This window comes from Pseudoalteromonas sp. SG43-8, assembly GCF_014164245.1.
GTDB lineage: Bacteria > Pseudomonadota > Gammaproteobacteria > Enterobacterales > Alteromonadaceae > Pseudoalteromonas > Pseudoalteromonas distincta.
The window spans coordinates 133,376-154,295 of record NZ_JACJEX010000004.1; the positions used below are offsets into that span (position 1 = coordinate 133,376).

17 protein-coding genes are annotated in these 20,920 nt (G+C 38.7%); 13 read left to right on the plus strand and 4 right to left on the minus strand.

Annotation, left to right across the window (positions count from 1 at the left end; translation table 11 throughout):
* The first annotated feature begins 36 nt into the window (after window positions 1-36).
* The 6 genes from H5122_RS10085 to H5122_RS10110 all read left to right on the plus strand — a co-directional run bounded on the left by H5122_RS10085 (window position 37) and on the right by H5122_RS10110 (window position 13,451).
* Window positions 37-1,365, plus strand: a complete 1,329-nt coding sequence (locus tag H5122_RS10085) for a lipopolysaccharide assembly protein LapB (protein WP_182681941.1) — start codon at window positions 37-39, stop codon at window positions 1,363-1,365.
* A 296-nt stretch (window positions 1,366-1,661) separates the two neighbouring features.
* A complete protein-coding gene (locus tag H5122_RS10090) occupies window positions 1,662-5,750 on the plus strand; it encodes a hypothetical protein (RefSeq protein WP_182681940.1) in 4,089 nt (1,362 codons plus the stop codon).
* 64 nt (window positions 5,751-5,814) lie between these two features.
* Window positions 5,815-8,511, plus strand: a complete 2,697-nt coding sequence (locus H5122_RS10095; protein ID WP_182674669.1) for a TonB-dependent receptor domain-containing protein — start codon at window positions 5,815-5,817, stop codon at window positions 8,509-8,511.
* Between the two features lie 203 nt (window positions 8,512-8,714).
* Window positions 8,715-9,854, plus strand: a complete 1,140-nt coding sequence (gene asd, locus H5122_RS10100; protein WP_004334779.1) for an aspartate-semialdehyde dehydrogenase — start codon at window positions 8,715-8,717, stop codon at window positions 9,852-9,854.
* A 338-nt stretch (window positions 9,855-10,192) separates the two neighbouring features.
* Window positions 10,193-12,082, plus strand: a complete 1,890-nt coding sequence (locus H5122_RS10105; protein ID WP_220487765.1) for a bifunctional diguanylate cyclase/phosphodiesterase — start codon at window positions 10,193-10,195, stop codon at window positions 12,080-12,082.
* Between the two features lie 229 nt (window positions 12,083-12,311).
* Window positions 12,312-13,451 (plus strand): DUF748 domain-containing protein, encoded by a 1,140-nt coding sequence (locus H5122_RS10110; protein WP_182681938.1) that lies wholly within the window; start codon window positions 12,312-12,314, stop codon window positions 13,449-13,451.
* A gap of 83 nt (window positions 13,452-13,534) precedes the next feature.
* Here H5122_RS10110 and H5122_RS10115 read toward each other — a convergent pair whose 3' ends face one another.
* Window positions 13,535-14,341, minus strand: a complete 807-nt coding sequence (locus H5122_RS10115; protein WP_004334787.1) for an ion transporter — start codon at window positions 14,339-14,341, stop codon at window positions 13,535-13,537.
* A 100-nt stretch (window positions 14,342-14,441) separates the two neighbouring features.
* Between H5122_RS10115 and H5122_RS10120 the strand changes: the two genes are divergently transcribed.
* The 5 genes from H5122_RS10120 (at window position 14,442) to H5122_RS10140 (ending at window position 16,630) form a co-directional block, all read left to right on the plus strand.
* Entirely contained in the window at window positions 14,442-14,654 is a 213-nt protein-coding gene (locus H5122_RS10120; protein ID WP_004334789.1) for a hypothetical protein, read from the plus strand.
* A gap of 15 nt (window positions 14,655-14,669) precedes the next feature.
* Window positions 14,670-14,951: a hypothetical protein gene (locus tag H5122_RS10125; protein WP_039487752.1), complete on the plus strand. Its 282-nt coding sequence runs from the start codon at window positions 14,670-14,672 to the stop codon at window positions 14,949-14,951.
* A 68-nt stretch (window positions 14,952-15,019) separates the two neighbouring features.
* Entirely contained in the window at window positions 15,020-15,211 is a 192-nt protein-coding gene (locus tag H5122_RS10130; protein WP_004334795.1) for a YwbE family protein, read from the plus strand.
* Entirely contained in the window at window positions 15,211-15,729 is a 519-nt protein-coding gene (locus H5122_RS10135) for a DUF4240 domain-containing protein (RefSeq protein WP_024597581.1), read from the plus strand. The genes H5122_RS10130 and H5122_RS10135 overlap by 1 nt, the downstream gene beginning before the upstream one ends.
* A gap of 439 nt (window positions 15,730-16,168) precedes the next feature.
* The gene (locus H5122_RS10140) at window positions 16,169-16,630 is read left to right on the plus strand and encodes a hypothetical protein (protein ID WP_182681937.1); all 462 of its coding nucleotides are present in this window, start codon (window positions 16,169-16,171) and stop codon (window positions 16,628-16,630) included.
* A gap of 20 nt (window positions 16,631-16,650) precedes the next feature.
* Here the strand turns inward: H5122_RS10140 and H5122_RS10145 are convergent, their stop codons facing one another.
* The 3 genes from H5122_RS10145 to H5122_RS10155 all read right to left on the minus strand — a co-directional run bounded on the left by H5122_RS10145 (window position 16,651) and on the right by H5122_RS10155 (window position 18,812).
* Complete coding sequence (locus H5122_RS10145; protein WP_182681936.1) at window positions 16,651-17,910, minus strand: Y-family DNA polymerase; 1,260 nt, start codon at window positions 17,908-17,910, stop codon at window positions 16,651-16,653.
* A complete protein-coding gene (locus H5122_RS10150) occupies window positions 17,898-18,311 on the minus strand; it encodes a S24 family peptidase (protein WP_004334808.1) in 414 nt (137 codons plus the stop codon). Before H5122_RS10150 ends, H5122_RS10145 begins: the two co-directional genes overlap by 13 nt.
* A gap of 81 nt (window positions 18,312-18,392) precedes the next feature.
* The gene (locus H5122_RS10155; RefSeq protein ID WP_182672350.1) at window positions 18,393-18,812 is read right to left on the minus strand and encodes a MarR family winged helix-turn-helix transcriptional regulator; all 420 of its coding nucleotides are present in this window, start codon (window positions 18,810-18,812) and stop codon (window positions 18,393-18,395) included.
* A 303-nt stretch (window positions 18,813-19,115) separates the two neighbouring features.
* On the opposite strand from H5122_RS10155, the gene H5122_RS10160 reads away from it, so the two are divergent.
* Window positions 19,116-19,859 (plus strand): siderophore-interacting protein, encoded by a 744-nt coding sequence (locus H5122_RS10160; protein WP_182672349.1) that lies wholly within the window; start codon window positions 19,116-19,118, stop codon window positions 19,857-19,859.
* A 183-nt stretch (window positions 19,860-20,042) separates the two neighbouring features.
* Window positions 20,043-20,920, plus strand: an 878-nt coding sequence (locus H5122_RS10165) for an LLM class flavin-dependent oxidoreductase (RefSeq protein WP_404936277.1), incomplete at its 3' end; no start/stop codon positions are given.

The window sequence follows — 20,920 nt, forward strand, 5'->3', positions numbered from 1 at the left end:
TAACCACGAGTAAACGGACAGAAATGCGAGGCGATTATGAAATTACTACCTACAGCTAAACTTTTAAAGTTAACACTATTTTGTACCGCTGCGATCAGTACAAGTATTGTTGCACCAAGTGCTCTAAGCCTAATTCCAGGGCTACATGTAGCTACGGCATATGCAGAGCAAGAACAAAAAACGAAACGTGTACCAGCACTGCGTGAAAAGGTTTATAGCCAGCTTGCTCGTGCGCAAAAACTTGCTGACGATGGTGATGTTAAAGGTGGACTTGAAGCGCTTGATAGCATTCAAGAGCGAGCTGCAAGCATGAACTCGTACGAAGTGGCAATGATGCATAACTTTTACGGGTTTATTTATTACAACGAAAACGACTTACCAAAAGCGATTGCCTCGTTTGAAAAAGTGGTAGCTGAGGAAGCCATTCCTGAGTCACTTCGTTTAAGCACTACATTTAGCTTGGCTCAATTGGCTATGGCTAATAGTGATTACACTAAAGTTATCTCTTTTTTAGATGACTGGGACAGTATTAACACCCAGCCTAAAACAGAAGGCTACTACTTGTTAAGGGCTCAAACATATTATCAGTTAAAAGACTATAAAAAAGGGCTTGAGTACATATCTCAAGTGATTGCTTTAAGCGACAGCGAAGGCAAAATCCCTAAGGAAAACTGGTTAGTACTACAGCGTGCAATGTATTACTCGCTTAATCAAACTGACAAAGTTGTTGAAGTGCTTGAGCGCATGGTAAAGCTTTATAATAAGCCTGAGTATTGGGTGCAGTTATCGGGTATGTATGGTGAAACAGGTAGGGAAAAACAACAGTTAGCGGTAATTGAAGCCGCTTACCAGCAAGGATTTTTAACCTCTAAATCTGATTTACGCCAGTTAGCGCAAGTGTATTTATACAATGGTTTAGCGTTTAAAGCTGCAAAAGTGATGAGCGATGCCATTGATAAAGATATTGCTGAAAAAACAGCAAAAAACTACGCTTTTGTTGCCGAGGCGATGATCCAAGCTAAAGAAGATGAAAAATCTCTTACCTACTTTGCAAAAGCTGCTGATTTATCTGAGCACGGTAAATACGATCAACGTTTAGCCGAAGTATTTGTAAATACAGAGCAATATGAAGAAGCCGCCGATGCAGCGCGTAAAGCACTTGATAAAGGTGGTCTTGATTTTGAATCAAATGCATTTGTTGCACTGGGTATGGCGCAGTACAACATGCAAAATTTTGATGCATCAATTTTAGCGTTTGAGCAGGCAGAAAAACATAAAAAATCTCAGCGTTTAGCACAGCAGTGGATCAAATATGTAAAGCGCGAAAAAGTGCATGCAGAAACACTTAGAACAGCTTTACTGTAAATTTCAAAGCGCTTTACTAATTAACAAGTAACGCGTGTAAAACCAGTTCATAATCGCAATACTAAAACCGCCTTAGGGCGGTTTTTATCGTCTCTAAAAGCATCCAATTGTTTGATTTTAAATAAGTTACTTTTGTCATCTTATGGTTATTAAACTGTAACTACTTTGTCATAAGTCTCCCGTATTGTAACCGCAGCTAAACTCAAGTGACCTTAAAGCATTATTTAAGTGTTTTATGGTGACTTGAGTTTATTTGAGCACCTAAAAAATAATTAAATACTTTAACGGAGTGAACAATGAAATTATCTGACTTATTCAAAGTAAGTTTGATTGCAACTGCAGTATCTTTAGCTGGTTGTGGTGGAGACTTAGTAGTATCTGAAGGCGACACAACTATTAATGAAGGTGATACAGTAACCAACGTTATTGAAGGCGGTGACGATACAAGTGGTGAAACGTCATCACGTGATGATTCACAAAATGCTACCACTGGCTTTCCTACTGATATTGATAATGCACTAACTCAAGGTTTAGCAACTGATGTTTCTAGTGAGTTTACATCTATTACAGATAAGCCCGTTTATCGCTTAGCTGCAGATACTGTGTTCACTACTGATGTATCATTAACGAACGACGCACACTGGATCTTAAATGGCCGTACTGCGGTTGGTAATGATCGCGCAGATAATGCCAAGCTTTATATTCAGCAAGGTACAACGATTATTGGCGAAACAGGAGATGACTTCCTAGTTGTTCGTCGCGGTTCACAAATTGAATCGGTAGGGACTGTAAGTCAGCCCATTACAATGACCTCAATTCAAGATGTTACAGCTCAAGAAACAACGATTGGTCAGTGGGGCGGTTTAGTATTATTAGGTAACGCGCCAGCAAATTCTTGCGGCGACCAAGAAGGTGAAGCAACAGCTGATGAACTTGCTAATTGTGGTGTGTCGGCTGAAGGTGATGCAGGTCAGTTTGGTGGCGATATCAGTGATGATAATTCAGGTACTTTAAAGTATGTACTTGTTAAGCAAGCCGGTAAAACGTTAGGTAATGGTGATGAGTTAAATGGTATTACGTTTGCCGGTGTTGGCTCTGCAACTACGGTTGATTATATTCAAGTACATGAAAATCTTGATGATGGTATTGAGTTCTTTGGTGGCACAGTTAATGTAAGCAATGTTGTACTTACAAATATTGGTGACGATTCGCTAGATTGGTCTTTTGGTTGGACGGGTTCGGCTACTAATGTTTACATTCAACAAGCGGCTAACGTAGGCGATAACGCTATCGAAGCTGATAACTCTGAATTTGATTCAAGTGCAACACCATTAACTTTACCTACTATTTCAAACGTTACAATTGTGGGTGCTGAGGGCAATAACGGCATTCGTTTACGTGCGGGTACTGCTGGGGTTCTTAAAAATGTATTTGTAACGGGCCCAGCTACTTATGAAAACTGTTTACGTGTAGGTTCAGATTCAGTACCTCGTGCTGAGGATGGCACACTTACGATTACAAACTCTATTGTTGCTTGTCAAACTGCAGCGAATAACTTTGGCAGCGAAGTTATTAACGGTGGCGATGTACAATCTTGGTTTGAAGGCCAAGACGCTAACCAAACACTTACCCCAGCTGATTTAATGCTAGATGACAACGGTTATACACCACTTGCTGGCTCGCCACTTATTGCAAATACTCAAATTGGTGCATTTGATGGCTCAACTAATTGGATGGAAGGTTGGACTGTTGGTATCAATGGCGGCTTTCCTACTGATATTGATAATGCGCTATCACAAGGTTTAGCCTCAGACGTATCTAGCGAATTTCCAGAAATTACAGATAAGCCAGTATATCGCTTAGCTGAAGATACAACGTTTACAGCGGATGTAACACTTACAAATGACGCACATTGGATTTTAAATGGCCGTACTGCAGTAGGTAATGACCGTGCAGACGCTACAACACTTTATGTTCAAGCCGGCACGACATTAATTGGTGAATCAGGTGATGACTTTTTAGTTGTTCGTCGTGGTTCGCAAATTAACGCAAATGGTAATGCAACTGCACCTATTACAATGACATCTATTGAAGATGTAACAGGCGCTGAAACAACAATTGGTCAATGGGGCGGTTTAGTACTTTTAGGTAATGCTCCTGCTAACTCGTGTGGCGATCAAACTGGTGAAACGACTGCTGAAGAATTAGCTAGCTGTGGTGTATCTGCAGAAGGTGACGCTGGTCAGTTTGGTGGCGATATTAGCGATGATAACTCAGGTGTTCTTCGTTATATTGTCGTTAAGCACGCAGGTAAAACTCTTGGTAACGGCGATGAGCTTAATGGTATTTCGTTTGCGGGTGTAGGCTCTGCAACAAAAGTAGAATATATCCAAGTTCATCAAAACCTTGATGATGGCGTTGAGTTTTTTGGTGGTACTGTAAATGTTCGTAACATAGTACTTACTGACATTGGTGATGATGCATTTGATTGGTCGTTTGGTTGGACTGGTCGTGCGCAAAATATTTATATTCAACAAAGTGCTGTTGGTGGTGATAACGCTATTGAAGCGGATAACTCAGAATTTGATTCAAATGCTACACCTTTAACAAAGCCACTAATTTCTAACGTAACAATTGTGGGTGCTGATGGTACTAACGGTGTTCGTTTACGTGCAGGTACAGCGGGCGTTCTACGTAATGTAGTAATTACAGGGCCTGAAGGTTACTCAAACTGTTTACGTGTGGGTTCTGACTCTGTAGCAAATGCAGAATCTGGAGAGCTTTCTATTGAAAACTCAGTAGTGGCATGTAGTGATGATAATAACTTTGGTAGTGAAGCAATTGGTGGTGGTAACGTTCAATCTTGGTTCGAAGGCCAAACAGGTAACCAAACGCTGACAGCTGCTGCCCTTAGTTTAGCAACCGATGGCTTTACACCTAAATCTAGCTCACCATTATTAGGTTCGGGTGTTGATTCGTCAGACCTTGATTCGTTCTTTACTAAAACAGATTATATTGGTGCGTTTGATGGCGATAATAACTGGATGGATGGTTGGACAGTTGCTATAACGCCAAGTTTTCCTGATGATATTCAAAATGCCTTAGAGCAGGGTTTTGCTACTGATGTATCAGCGAGCTTTCCTGAAATCACAGACAAGCCAGTTTATCAGTTAACTTCTGATGTTGTATTCACTTCAGACGTAACATTAACTAACGATGCCCATTGGATTCTAAAAGGCCGTACAGCCGTAGGTAATGACCGCGCTGATGAAACGACTTTATATATTCAATTTGGTACTACGCTTATTGGCGAGTCGGGTGATGACTTTTTAGTTGTTCGTCGTGGTTCTAAAATAGAGGCTGTGGGCAGTGCAACTCAGCCAATTACTATGACGTCTATTGAAGATGTTACTGGTGGCGAAACGACTATTGGTCAATGGGGCGGTTTAGTACTTTTAGGTAATGCACCGGCTAACTCGTGTGGCGATCAAGAAGGCGAAGCTACCGCTGATGAACTTGCAAACTGTGGTGTGTCTGCTGAAGGTGACGCTGGCCAATTTGGTGGTAATGACCCAGAAGATAACTCAGGTACTTTAAAATACGTGGCAGTTAAACAAGCAGGTAAAACGCTTGGTAACGGAGATGAGTTAAACGGCATTACGCTTGCTGGTGTTGGTAGTCAAACAGAGCTTGATTACATTCACGTTCATGAAAATCTGGACGATGGTGTAGAATTTTTCGGTGGTACTGCAAACATCAGTCACCTGGTTTTAACTAATATTGGTGATGACTCACTAGATTGGTCATTTGGTTGGACGGGTAAAGCGCAATACGTACTTATCAAGCAAGCCGACTCAACAGGTGATAATGCAATTGAGGCGGATAACTCTGAGTTTGATTCAAGTGCAACGCCACTCACAATGCCTACAATTTCTAATGTTACTATTATTGGTAATGTTGGGGTTAACGGTATACGTCTACGTGCAGGCACTGCGGGTATGCTTAAAAACGTGGTTGTGACAGGCGGGGCAGATTATTCAAATTGTTTACGTGTAGGTTCAGATTCAGCTCCTCGCGCAGAGGATGGTACATTAACTGTTACTCACTCAGTTGTTGCATGTGAAACGGCAAATAACTTTGGTACACAAGCTATTGGTACTGGTAATGTTGAGTCTTGGTTCTTAGGTCAAACAGGTAACTCTGTACAAGCAGCCACAGACCTTGGTTTAGCAGATAACGGATATATGCCTTCGGCTGAGTCATTACTGTTAGGTAATGGTTTTGATTCTTCAAGCCTAGATAGTTACTTTGATTCAGTAGATTACATTGGTGCAATGGATGCACAAACAGACTGGACAGCAGGTTGGGTTAAGGTAGGCCTTTAATCCAAACCACATTATAGCCGAGCGAAAGCTCGGCTAATGTCTTGTTTTGTTTCGGAGTATAAAAATGAAATCTTTTAAACCCTCTTCTCTTGTTCTATGTAAACTAAATTGCGCAGTTATGGCTGCAATTATGGGGCTATCAGTAAACACAGCTATAGCAGCCGAAGCCGAAGAGCAAGAAATAGAAGAAGTAGTTGCTGTTGGCCAGCGACTAAAAGGTAGTGCAGGCGCAGTACTGCAAGAGCGTCAAAATCAGGCATTTGTTGCTGATATTATGGGTGCTGATCAAATATCACGCACAGGTGATGGCGATGCAGCTTCAGCGCTTCGTCGTGTGACTGGTTTAACCTTAGTCGATGGTAAATATATTTATGTTCGTGGTTTGGGTGAGCGTTATTCAAGTACCCAACTTAATAGCATGTATGTTCCAAGCCCAGATCCCACTCGATCAGTTGTTCCACTGGATTTATTTCCATCGGATATTATTGAAAGTTTAAGTGTGCAGAAATCGTTTTCTCCTGATATGCCAGCGCACTTTGGTGGTGGTAATGTAAATATACGCACCAAATCTATTCCTTCTGATTTTTTGTTTAAAATACAGTTAGGTACTTCATATAACACCTCTAACAGTGACACCGGTTATTTTTACAGTGGTGGTGATGATGATTGGATGGGGCGCGATGATGGTACACGTGCTTTACCTTCATTAATTTCTACAGCGCTTAAAAGTGATGCAGGACTTGAAGGTGACAGCAGTACTACGCTTGAGCAGCGTCAAGCGCTCTTACAATCTCTAGATTGGCAAGTTGGACCTAATGAGAAAGACGTTGATCCAGGCATGAATTTTTCAGTAGCACTAGGTGATAGGTTTGAGTCTGAAGTAGGTACTTTTGGCGTTCTTGCAGCTGTTTCCTATGACAATGAATGGGAAGTAGTTAAAGAGCAAAGCGGTACAAATTTAGGTAGTTTGGGCTGCGAAGATAAATGTTTTGCACAAACTTATGATGGCATATCTACTGAACAAACCGTTCGTTGGAGTGGCACATTAAATTTAGGTTATGAATTTAATAATAACCATAAATTTGAACTAACGAATATAGCTCTTCATGATATGAGTGACAGAGTGCGTAATCGTGACTTTTTCGATGCTAACGAGTCAGAAGAAGGTGTTACTGAGTTACGCCGTGTTGACGTTATGTATGAAGAGCGTGAAATGTTCTCTACGCAGCTCAAAGGGACGCATAACTTTCCTGAATTAGAAAATTTATTTTTTGATTGGTATGCCGGTACAAGCCGCGCCAACAGAGATGCTCCTGGCGCATTGGATGTTGTTTTTCAAACTAACTTAAATGATGGTGTATTTGAATCAGAGCAGTTACAAGATGTTGCTGCAACAAACGTAACGCGTGATTATCAAACTTTGCATGATGACGTAGATACATATGGTTGGAATATGGGTATCCCATTTTATGGTGATGGCTATGAGTTAGAGCTTAAGGTGGGTGGCGATTTTTCTGAAAAAAAACGTGATGCAAGCAATATTCAATTTGGTATTACGCACCGTGGTATAGCTGATGACTTTACTTTTGGCTCAAACATAGACCAAATTTTTTCTGACGAAAATTTAGCTAATAGTGAGTTTTATACAAGTATTACAGGCTCTGGTATTTTTGATGATGGTACCGCAGATGGTGATAAGTACAGCGCTGCACATAAGTTAGACGCTTATTATTTTATGGCCGACTTTTTCTACGAAAACACATGGCGTATAACCGGTGGTATTCGTTGGGAAGACTTTTCTCAAATATCAGTGCCTTTTCAGGCTCATACTAATTTCTTTGATGGAACAATTGAAGAAGTGAGCGAAGTTGCAATAAAAGAAGATAACTTTTTTCCTTCTTTAGCAATTACTTATATTATGGATGAAGAAATGCAGTTTCGCTTAAACTTAAGTGAAACGACGATTCGCCCAGATATGCGTGATGTAAGCTCAACTTATTATGTTGACCCACTAACAGAGTTTTTAGTGCGAGGCTCGCCTACACTTCAAAGCTCTAAGCTAAAAAATGCTGACTTTAGGTTTGAGTGGTACATGCCTTCAGGAAACAATCTATCAGTTGCTTTGTTTTATAAAGATATTGAAAACCCAATTGAAATGGTTGAGTTAGCGGGTGTTGGTGGAGCTGCTCCGCAATTACTAACAGCAAATGCGCAGTCGGGTGAACTAACAGGTATTGAGGTAGACTTTTTAACTGACTTTAGTTTTATTCATAATGATTTATCTGCCATATTTTTATCAGGTAACGTTACTCTATCGGATTCAAGTGTTGAGCTTGGCATAAACGATGCTGATGGGGTTGATTCATTATTTGAACAACAATTAAAAGAGGCGCTGGAAGCTGACTCTGTTTCTAACATTGTTACTAATAATAAACGTCGTTTAGTTGGTCATTCTGAATGGGTAGCAAACTTACAAATGGGTTATGACTCTGCTGATGGTTTTCATTCTACTTCAGTTGTTTATAACGTGTTTGGGCCGCGCATAATCGTACCAGGTACGCGTGGTAACGAAGACGCAGAAGAAAAGTCATTTCATTCTCTTGATTTAGTTTATTCTTACTTCCCTAATTTTAATACTAAAGTTAATTTTAAAGTTAAAAATATACTTGGCCAAGAAAAAGAAATTGAACAAGAAAACTTAACACTTTGGCGTCAAGAAGAAGGCACTGAGTTTAGTTTAAGTTTTAGCTACGAGTTTTAATTTTCTACCCAAGGAAGGGGGATATAATAAAACCTAATTACCTATTAGCCCTGTATTTAATACAGGGCTTTTTTATGACTATGAAAAATATTTAAGTTCTACTTTATTCACTAGTTTTAGCGCGCTGGTGGTGTTATTTTGACGTTAATGAAAATTAAATCTCACGCAATGAATTTAATTTTTAATGTATTAAGGCATCTTTTATGAATCAAACAGTGGAACAAACAATGAAAAAAGTAGGATTAGTCGGTTGGCGTGGCATGGTAGGCTCTGTGTTATTAGAACGTATGCAGCAGCAAAGTGATTTTGCCCATATCGACACCACCTTTTTCACCACCTCACAAGCGGGTCAACTAGGCCCAGATATAGCAGGCGACGCAAAACCATTGCTAGATGCAAGTGACATTAGCGAACTTGCTAAAATGGATATTATTGTTACTTGCCAAGGCGGTGACTACACCAACGCGGTATATCCAAAATTACGCGAGTCGGGTTGGGATGGTTACTGGATTGATGCAGCTTCAGCACTGCGTATGAGTGAGGACAGCATAATAGTGCTAGATCCCGTAAACAAAGATGTTATTGAACAAGGCTTAGAGCAAGGCGTTAAAACGTTTGTTGGCGGTAACTGTACTGTATCGCTAATGCTACTCGCATTAGGCGGTTTATTTGAGCAAGACCTAATTGAATGGGTAAGCCCAATGACTTACCAAGCAGCCTCTGGTGCTGGTGCACGAAATATGAAAGAGCTTATTGCACAAATGGGCGCTATTCATGCAAGTGTTGCCGAGCAATTAGATAACCCAAGCTCTGCTATTCTAGAAATTGATAAAATAGTCAGTGAAACAATGGCGTCTAAAGACTTACCACAAGATCAATTTGGTGTGCCACTAGCGGGCAGTTTAATCCCGTGGATTGACGTACCTATGCCAAGCGGTCAGTCTAAAGAAGAATGGAAAGCACAGGTTGAAGCGAATAAAATTTTAGGCTCTTCTAAGCAACCAGTGCCTATTGATGGTTTATGTGTACGTATTGGCGCTATGCGTTGTCATTCGCAAGCGATGACCATTAAATTACGTGAAGATATTAGCGTAGAAAAAATTGAAGAAATTTTAGCGTCTCATAATGAGTGGGTTAAGGTAATTCCAAACGAGCGTGAAATTAGTGCCACAGATTTAACACCGGTTAAAGTAACGGGCACTTTAAGCATTCCTGTTGGGCGTATTCGTAAATTAGCGATGGGTCCAAAATACATTAGCGCATTTACAGTAGGAGATCAGCTTTTATGGGGCGCGGCAGAGCCACTTCGTCGTATGCTACGCATAATTGTTGATGGTGAGTAATACCAATTCGCAATAATACTTAATCAATTTTAGGGGTTAAATCTGACGCTAACTACGTTAAATATTTCTGATATAGAACAACTAAATAACGAAATTTTTTCCATGTTATCGACACGATTTTCTTCCCTCAAAATAGATCACTTAATTAAGCGAATTGGTATAATATATAATCAGTATTAACAAAAGGGGTTGGCAATTTGCCAGCCCTTTTTAGTTTAATGGCTTATAAAACCGCTTAAGAGGCTAAAACAATACTTTTTTATGAATGTTCACTTTTGTTTATTATTGAACTTAAGTAAACTGTTTACATTGTGCAACAGCCTATTCAAGTAACATTAATGGCCTCTCACACAAATAACTTTGCCAATAAGCGATTAGCATTTGTTAGCTCCTATTTTAGTTCTGCAATTGCTATAAACACGGTTGTTTCTTGTTTTCTTATTTTTAGCAGTATTAACCACAGCGCCTCGCAAGAAAAACTTTATTGGCTTTTTACGTTATCATTTATTTCATTACTTCGAATAGCAAGCCATGTATTTGTTAACAACACCCATGCTTTTAAATATCATCTGTATTTTATAGGTTTATTATTAACGGCTTTAACATGGGCTGCTTTTCCTATTTTGTTTTATGAAAACATGCAAATGCAGGAAAAATTTGTATCACTGGTTGTTTTTAGCTCCCTTGCTGGTGGCGGTGTAAACGTTTTAGCTTCTGATATTCTTTCCTCCTTGTCGTATATAACCTGTTTACTGGTTCCTTTTAGTATTTTATTACTTTTACAGCCTATTGAAGATGAGAATGCACTAGGTGTTTTAGGGCTCGTTTTATGGTTTATTTTGTGTTTTATAACGGCTTCGCGTAGTGCAAAAGATGTAAAGTCATCAATTAATAACGAACTTAAGTTAGATCAATTTATTGAAAACTTAGAAAACGAAGTGCAACTTCGTACTGAACAAATAATTTCTTTAGAGCAAAAAGACAACCTAACTAAATTGTTTAACAGGGGGAGCTTTGTTTCTAATGTTGAACTTGATTTAGCCAATCAAAATGATGATATTAAAGCTGTTTTATTTTTAGATATGGATGACTTTAAAATCATCAACGATAAATACGGTCACGATTTTGGTGATTTTGTGCTGGCCCAAACAGGTAAACGATTAGTTGAAACACAAACCCAAGGCGACTTTATTGCTTGTCGATGGGGAGGTGATGAGTTTATTTTTTATTCTCGCACTAACACCGAAGACGAACTTTTTGACTGTGTTTTTAGATTAGTTAAAACCTTAACGAAAACAGTAAGCATGGACAGCTATCAAGTAAATCCCTCTTTTAAGGTTGGGCTGTATTTTACGCGCGAAAATTTTAGCCTTGCAGAGGCGATTAAATACGCTGATGTAGCTATGTATGAAGGTAAGAAAAGCCGTAATGAAATATCGGTATTTGACGAGCGAATGTACGAATCGCTTAAAAGAGAAGAAGTACTTCGCAGCTCAATTAAAGAGTGCGTAGAAAAAGGTGACTTTCATCTGTGCTATCAACCTATTGTTGATATAAGCACAAATGAAATAACCACGTTTGAAGTACTACTTCGTTGGCAGTTTAATGATGAATTTATTCCCCCTTCAGAATTTATAGATATTGCAGAGCGATATGGAAAAATTAATATACTCGGCGAATTTGTACTAGAGCAAGCTATTGCGAGCTTAAGTAGGCTAAATGCCGTAAATAGTAATATTGGATTGTCGATTAATGTGTCGGTGCTGCAACTAGAAAACCATAACTTTTTAGATTTTTTAGTTGCGCTTTTAAATAGATACGCAGTTAAACCATACAATGTGCATTTAGAAATAACAGAAACAGTCATGATTAAAAATTTACCGTATTTGTCAAAAGTGATTACGGCCATAAAAAATACTGGAGTGCGTATTTCTATTGATGACTTTGGTACTGGGTTTTCTTCTATATCGGTTTTAAAAGAGCTGTCAGTTGATTACATTAAAATAGACAAATCTTATATTGATAACATTTGTGAATGCTCAAAAGATAAAAGTATTGTATCTGCGGTAACTAACATGTCGCATATGATTGGTTGCGAAGTAATAGCGGAGGGCGTAGAAAACTCCGCTCAGTTAACGTTATTACAAAGCTTAGAGATTGATAAATACCAAGGTTTTATATTCAGTAAACCAGTTAGATTTGATCAAGCACTATCCTTGATATATTAAAGTCACTAGCTGTTTATACTTAGTTAAGCATTGCTGCATAAACCCAATTTTTTGTAGCAATCTTAAATTGGTATAACCTTTGCTGTTAATACTTAAATTAGCCACTTTAACTTCACTTAGGCTATTAGCGATGTATTTTAAATACGATTTACGTAGTGTTGTTACAATTTTGCGTAATTCTTACATGTTTAAAATACTCATTTGAAAGTATTAGGTAAAGGAAATTACAATGAGCTCGGTTTCTAATGTATTTCATAGCAAATGGTTTAACTCATTTGCGGTTATTTTATTAGTCCTTATTATTGCCAGAATAGCCGCACCTTATGCGCTTCAGCAGTACGTAAATTATCAGCTAAAACATACGCAAGGTGTTACGGGGCATGTTGGTGATGTAGATTTGTTTTTATATCGCGGTGCCTACGCGATTGACGACGTTGAAATTTACGCTGTTGATGCAACTTCAGCTCCTAAGCCTTTACTGAGTATTCAAACTCTCGATTTTTCACTTGCGTGGTCAGCCCTTTTAAAAGGGAATTTAGTCACAAATATGGCTTTTACGCGTCCTGAGATAGTTATTTACGATAAAGACCCCAATGCTTCTGAGCAAAATAAACAAGTAAAAGATGAAACCACTTGGGTGGGACTGGCGAATGACTTAGTACTGTTTTCTATTGATACCTTAATAATTGAGCAAGGCAAGTTAACCTTAGTTAACTCAACCAATAGCGGTGAAAAACCCACTTTTATATCAAATATTAATGCCAAAATTGAAAATATAACGAATGCGCAAAACCTATCAAAAACACTTGTGACTACTCTAAACGTAGAGGGGGCGTTAATGGGGGAGGCCGCATTAAAGCTTGATGGCAAACTAGACCCTTTTAGTAAACACGCTAATTTTGATTTTAACGCAGAGGTACAGCGCTTCTCAGTTAAAAATCTCGACACTGTATTTAAAGTGTATACACCGTTTGATATTGAAGCGGGGGGCATTGATGGCGCTATGGAACTTGTGGCTAAAGATAATAACTTAAATGGTTATGTAAAAGCGGGTGTTCAAAACCTGAGTGTATTTTCTTGGCGAGAAGATATAGAAAAAGATGATGACGGTATCTTTACTGCTATATTTGAAGGCAGTGTAGATTTACTGGGCTCTATACTTGAAAACGATGAGTCTAAACTTGTTGCTGCACGCATTCCTATAGAGGGGCAATTAGATAATACGGATGTTTCGACTTTTCAAGCTGTTATTTCGGTTTTAGAAAATGCTTTTTTTGATGCGTTTAAAATGAAAGTGGATAATGTTATTTCTTTTGAAGATCCAAAGAGTGATGAATCTTTAAGTTATAAAAGTAATAAAAGTAATTAATGTATTTATATTTCCCAAATTAAACGTTTAACTCAAAGTAACACCAACATCATTGATGTTGGTGTTACTTAGTTTAGATATTTCTATTTGTCTTTACTTAATAGCGCTTTAAGCTCTGCAATTTGTACTTGTAGCTCATTTACCTGACCTTGTGTTGCAGGTAGAGAATCGTTATCCGCAAGCTCTTCTCGGGCATTTCGGTGCTCCTCACTCATTACCTCAAGTATTGCACCTACCATCATGTTTAAAAATACAAATGCAGTTAAGAATATAAACGTAAGGTAATAAATCCAGCTTAATTCGTACACCGCCATTGTTTCGTACATTATGTCGGTCCAATCTTCAAACGTTGCTATTCTAAACAAGGTAAGCATTGATATTGAGACGTCTTGCCAAAGTACAGGGTTGATTTCAGCAAACATCATGCTACCCATTGCAGCGTATATATAAAAAATAACAAACATTAACAGGGCTATATAACCCATTTGCGGAATGGCTTTGAGCAATGAGTTAACCAATAAGCGCAGCTCTGGGATCATCGAAACCAATCGTAACACTCTAAATATGCGCAACAGCCTAGCTATTAACATTGTAGAGCCTGCAGCAGGGTATAAACTGCCCAATACTATGATAGTGTCAAATATATTCCATCCCTTAGAAAAGAAGTCTTTAATGCCTTTGCTTGCAACAAAGCGGATTATTAGTTCAATTAAAAAGAATGCAGTAATGCCAACGTCCATCCAATTTAGAGCAAGCTCTACGGTAGGATGTAGTGAGTAAGTGTGTGCACCTACTGTAAGGGCAGAAACAATAATTACAGCTATAACAAATGATTGAAATATCTTGCTTTTGTCTATACGCTGAAACAACTTTTGTAACTGCGACATCATAGTAATAGATCCTTTGGATATTAAGATTTTATGGCGCTAATATACAATAGTATCGTAATAATTTAACGCTTTTTCGATATAGAAAGTGTAAGGAAATTTAATGTTTATCAATAAACTAAAAAGCAGCGCATTACTTATTATTGGATCATGTGTTTTGGCTGGCTGCAGCTCTGATGCACGTTTTCATGAATTACAATCGGCGCGCCTTGATGAGTGTAACTATAAAGCTGACAAAGAATATTACGAATGCCTAGATAAACAAGACTCTAACTACGAAGAGTTTAAAAAACAGCAACAAGCCCAGACTAAATAAGTAACCTTTATATTTATGACTAAAACTCAAAAACAGCGCGATAAGCAAATTCGCTTAGCGCTTACTAATGCATGCGAAGCAATAAAAGAAATGGTAATTGGTTTTGATTATCTAACGCATACAGTTGATTTAAATAATGAAGTAAACACGTTAAAAGTACAATGTTACTTTATTGATGAGATAGCCCGTGAAGATGCAAAACCGCAACTTGATGAGTTAACGCAGATTATACTTAGCCAGCTAGCAGCTATTAAGTTGAACGCAAAACCAGCACACATCTCATTTTTAGCCAATTAACAGCGGTTTAGTTGGTATGACATCACATGGACGTTATAATTAGATAAATTATTTTTAGGGTTTAAATTATGGCTGTTCCTTCGCGTTCGCAAATTTCACCAGGTACCACAGTAAATATTGTATTAAAAGAAGATCAACGCAGCGGCACATTGACAGAAGGTGTGGTTGAGCGCCTTTTAACAAAATCACCAAATCACCCACACGGCATTAAAGTACGTTTAGAAGATGGTCAAGTTGGCCGAGTAAAAGAGATTTTATAATGGCAACGTTAACAGAGCAGGCTTTTTGGGATTTAGTAACAACGCCTGATTTAGGGCTCGATCCACAAAGTGTGAGCGATAACCTAAAAAACAAACTGAATGATTTAAGCGATCAGCACCTTATTGATTTTGATAAACACTTTGGCATACATATGCGTAAATGTTTTACCTGGGATTTGTTTGGTGCCGCCTTTGTGATGGCTGGATGTAACGACGATTACGGTTTTAGCGAGTTTAGATGTTGGTTAATTTCACGCGGTAAAACAGTATTCGAAAACGCTTTAGAAAATGCTGATTCGTTAGCGCAGTGTACACCTGTTTATTACTTAAATGAGCAGCCTTACCCGTATATTGATGAGTATGATTTAATAGCCGGTTTATTATTTGAAGAACGCAGCGAAGATGAATTACCGTTTATTCCATCAGGCAGTGATGAACCCAAAGGTAAACGTTTTAAAGACAAACCTAAGTTTTTAAAGCAAAGCTACCCTTTATTATTTGCAAAGTACTGGCAATAAAATAAATAGTAATTTGTACGCTATTTAAACAATTTAATGAGTTCAATTTCCCTACAAGTAAGCGCATTGATATAAATCGTTTTGTTGTTTAACTACGTATTAACTAAAGTACTTAACAGCAAAATGGTTTGTAATGCAGTATCTAGGAGGAATCTTTGTGGATTTAAATGTGTTCAATCTAAGGGATTTATTTGTGGCACGAGGTTTGTGACCTAATGGGCTCGGTAATTGCTCTTGCGTTATCTTACTGGCTTACACACATGTAAGAATTAGTAATAGTCGAGCAAAGCTCCCTTAGCTGCTCGTGTCTTGGTTCCTGAATACGACTTCTCTCCTTTTATAGTAAATCTCTGTTATAGTTGTTAAAAGTTATAAAAGCTAAGTGATTAGGCATTTTGCTATTATTTAACACGCTGACTCACGAGGATACACCCACGAAATGAAATATTTAACACTCGCTTTATTAACTGTCGCTTTTACAAGTGCAAATGCTTTTTCTGAGCCGAGTAATAAAACACGATTTATACCGCTTTTAAAGTCAAAATTAGGTGCCTACGAAGTTGTGTCGAGCAACTCAGGGTTATGCGTTAACAGCAATTTGAGTTTGACAGATGAAAGTGATTTAAGTGCGGGTTTTAAACTTGGTGAGCAAATTGTATTTGGATCGCTCCACAATGGTACCCGAACCATTAAAAAACCAAACTTTTGCTTTATAACCAGCACGCTTAAATATAAAAGTGATGGTCTTGAAAACGGCTTAAGAATGAGCCGTTGTGAAAGCCCAGCAAACGAAAAAACAATCAGTCAAAGTATCAAGTTTTTAGCTGATAACACACTCAAATACACATTGAGCGAACCCAATGTAGAGTGCACATTTAAAAAAGCAGATGAGATTAAATAAAGCATCTAGTAAGTAGCAAATCATTCGCAGTATATTTTAGGGATATCGCGCCAACGCGTAGTGTACTGCGGCGACAAAAAATCACGGTTCATGTGCCACCGGTCATTTAATTTACTACTTGCAAGGCTTAGCATTCCTTTTCCGTATCGATTGTTAATTGTGTCTAAGCATTGCATAAGTTTAGGATTATCAGGGCTTTTATTAAATAAGTCATTTTGCTGAAACTGTTCTGATATTAGCTCTACCGCGCCCACACCACATTTATAAAACCGTATACCGGGTTGGTAAATCTTATTAAATACCTCAGATACAGCATTAGCCATCACGCAGGTGTCGTTAGTGGGTGAGGGGAACTTATACACAAACGATTTTTTATAATATTTATTTTCGTGCGCGCCACTGGCTGCAAAAATATAAAGCTGGTGAGTGAGCGAACGTTGCGCTCTTAATTTATTAGCCACTGTGGTTACATGGTTAATTAGCGCTGTTTTAAGTGCTGTTGGCTCACATATGCGCTCTCCAAAACTACGGGTCGAATAAATCTCCCGCTTATCTTGTCTTACATCATCCCAGTTTAAACATGTTATTCCGTTAAGCTCGCTTACTGTGCGTTCAACAACCACACTAAATGCACGGCGCATTGCTCTAGGGTTTTGCTGAGCAAGATCCCAGGCGGTGTGTATATTCATTATTTTAAGTTTTTTAGCTAGCCGCCGGCCTATTCCCCACACATCTTCGCAGCTCATTCTTTGTAAAATAGCTTGGCGAGTTTGTTCGCTATTTATTACTGCAACACCATTAAAACCACTGAGCTTTTTAGCGGCATGGTTAGCGGCTTTTGCTAAAGTAGGGGTCGGGCCAAAACCAACACCTACAGGAAGTTTTGTTTCGCGCCATACTGTGCGCCTTATTGTATGACCGTATTCATGCCAGTCTTTAATTAATGATGTGTAGCCATCAAAGTGCAAAAACGATTCATCAATACTGTATATGTGCTGTGTATCGCAAAAGCGAGCGATGATGTTCATCATTTTGTCGCTTAAATCAGCATAAAGCTCGTAATTGCTAGAGCGAATAACAACGTTGTTTTGCTCAAGTAAATGCTTAACTTTAAAGTACGGGCCAAATTTAGGAATATTTAAGCGCCGAGCAATAGGGCAAATAGCGCATACACAGCCATCGTTATTGGTAAGTACAACCACGGGTTTGGATCGAATAGCAGGGTCGAATACTTTTTCGGCACTGGCATAAAACGACACAGCATCAACTAAGGCATACATTTTAGTAACTCTGGGCTTTGCCTGTGCATTCTTATTGATAGCGTTACTACGCCTTCGAGCTGAAATTCGTCTGCAGAGGTGAGTTGTACAGGCTTATGTAAAGAAGACGCTGAAAGCAGCCGCGCATTGGTTTTATCAAGCAGCTTGCATACAAAAAGACCATTTAAGTTAGCAACAATAACGTCACCATTTTCTGCAGGCTCTGCACGGTCGATAACTAATAAGTCCCCTTCAAAAATTCCGACTTCTTGCATAGAGTTACCCGATGCTAGGCCAATAAAGGTAGCATTTGGGTGCTTTATTAAAAGCTCATCAAGGGTTACACCTAGCTCGGTGTATTGCGCTGCGGGCGATTCAAAACCACACACGCCTGCTTCTATATAAATGGGAATTACAAACATAACACAACCTAAAACGCATATACTGTATAAGTGTACAGTATATGCGTTTTGTGTAAGTTATGCCAAGAAATGTATAACCGATCAATCCATATTTTTGATCATTTGCTGTGCGATATCTAAAAAGTCTTTGATTTGCTGAGGGTTTAAGTTTTTACACATTTGATTATTTATTTTCTGCTCTGAGGCTAATAACTTATCAAAAAGAACTTTACCTTGCTCTGTGAGCGACAAAATAAAGCAGCGCTTATCGTGCTCACTTGCCTGTTTATTTATTAAATTTAAGCCAATAAGATCTTTAATTAAACGTGCTATTTGCGCTTTGTCGCGCTGCGTTTTAGTAACAATATCGTTAGCCGTACAGTTATTTACGTTCGCAATAATATGTATGCAGCGTACGTGCATAGCATTAATACCAAGTTCGCCTGCGTTAATTGCTTCACGAATTGTGACGCGGTAATTTTGCATCAATTCAAACAGCGTATTTGATAAAAGTGTATTCATAAAACTCTCAATGTAGTTGACAAAGTCAATTAATTTGTTATAGTTGATTTTATCAACCAATGGGGCGTTGTGCAATGTCTGCTTTTATAGCAGACAATTATTATACCAATCTGCTTATATATGGGGTCTATTTAAGGTTAAGAAAATTACGCTAGAACTAGGCTAAAATTTTTGTATCTAGTTGTTCTAAATAAAAAATTTTAACAACGTTATAGTGAAATTTAATTAATTTAATTAATTAAATTGACCAAAGATTTATGCAAGTTGGTATTAAAGTCCAAGTTTTGTAAAACGAGGTAATGCATGGGTAAACAAATTCGCAAAGCTAACATATTAAGTACGCAGCAAATCACACCACATCTACAACGCATTGTTGTAGGCTCTGATGATTTTAACGACTTAACCTCACAGCACATTGGTAACTATGTAAAAGTACTGATCCCAAAAAATGGTGAAGTAGATTTTAACTTAAAAACAGCGTGTATGCGATCTTACACAATAAGGCATGTAGATGCACAAACAGGCGCGTTAACACTTGATTTTGTTATAAATATGCACCAAGGTCCGGCAACTGACTGGGCTAAAATTGCAAAAGTAGGTGATGAGGTAGGTATTGCAGGCCCAGGCCCTAAAAAGCTAGATAATTATGGGCATTCGCATTATGTGTTGCTAGGGGATTTAACTTCGGTAAATGCAATAAAGGGGTATATACAACAATTACCTTTATTTTCAAAAATTGATGCCTTTGTACATGTACCCACCGAAAAAGACATTATTGATTTAGAAACAAGCCGCGATGTTAATTGGCTTGTTACCGACAATGCTGACGAAGCGCTACTTAGCGCGCTTCAAAATTTGCACATTACAGCAGAGCCTCCCATTGTATTTATGGCATTGGAAGCTGGGCTTGTTCGTAAAGCAAAAGCACTGCTAACAGAGCAATTTAATATACCACGCGGTAATATTGTTTCCTCAGGGTATTGGAAAAAAGGCGTGGATTCAGAAGGCTATAAAAAGCTGCGCCAACGTGATGCACAGCTTGCTTGAATACCTTAGAGCAAAATAACATATACCTATTTTGCTCTAATACCACTGCGTAACTTGAATTGACCTAATAGCAGACCCATTTAAGTGTTTTATGCTTATGATGTAATACATTGTTAGCATGCATTTTTAGGAGCTGCTATTTTGTTAAATTCCATTCCTTTTTCGTTATTAGAACTTGCCCCCATGATCAAAGGGGACAGCGTAACTAACACTCTTCATAAAAGTACTAAATACGCCCAACGTGCAGATGAGCTTGGCTTTAACCGTTTTTGGCTTGCTGAGCATCATAATATGCCAGGTATAATATGTGCGGCCACTTCAATTTTGGTTGGTCACATTGCAGGTAATACTAAAAAGATACGCGTTGGGTCAGGCGGTATTATGCTGCCTAACCACTCACCTTTAGTTGTTGCTGAGCAATTTGGTACATTAGAGAGCTTATATCCAGGGCGAATAGATTTAGGACTCGGGCGCGCACCAGGTAGCGACCCTGTAACGAGTCGTGCACTAAATAACGATATGAGCCGTGCAGAAAACTTCCCAGGTGAAGTAACTGAGCTGCAAACATTGTTAGGTCCTTACAATGGTACACACCCTATACGTGCTATACCGGGTGAGAATACAAACGTTCCTATTTGGTTATTAGGCTCGAGTTTATTTAGCGCGCAGCTAGCGGCGCAAAAAGGGTTACCGTATGTATTTGCAGGGCATTTTGCACCGCGCTTTGTGCACGATGCAATAGCGTTGTATAAGCGCGAATTTAAAGCATCAAGCGTACTTGATAAGCCATACGTAATGCTTGCACTGCCTTTAGTGGCAGCAGACACCGACGATGAAGCGCAATACTTGTCGACTACTTCTAAGCAACGTGTGCTCGAACTTATACGCGGTAATGAGCTGTGGTTAAAACCACCCATTGAAAGTCTGGACGGGTTATGGAGCGAACAAGAGCGCGCCCATGTAGAGAACTTTTTAAGCCTAAGCGTAGTAGGCGGACATGTAAGTATTAAACACAAGTTAGAGATGATAGCTAAACAGCTAGAAGTTGATGAGTTTATATT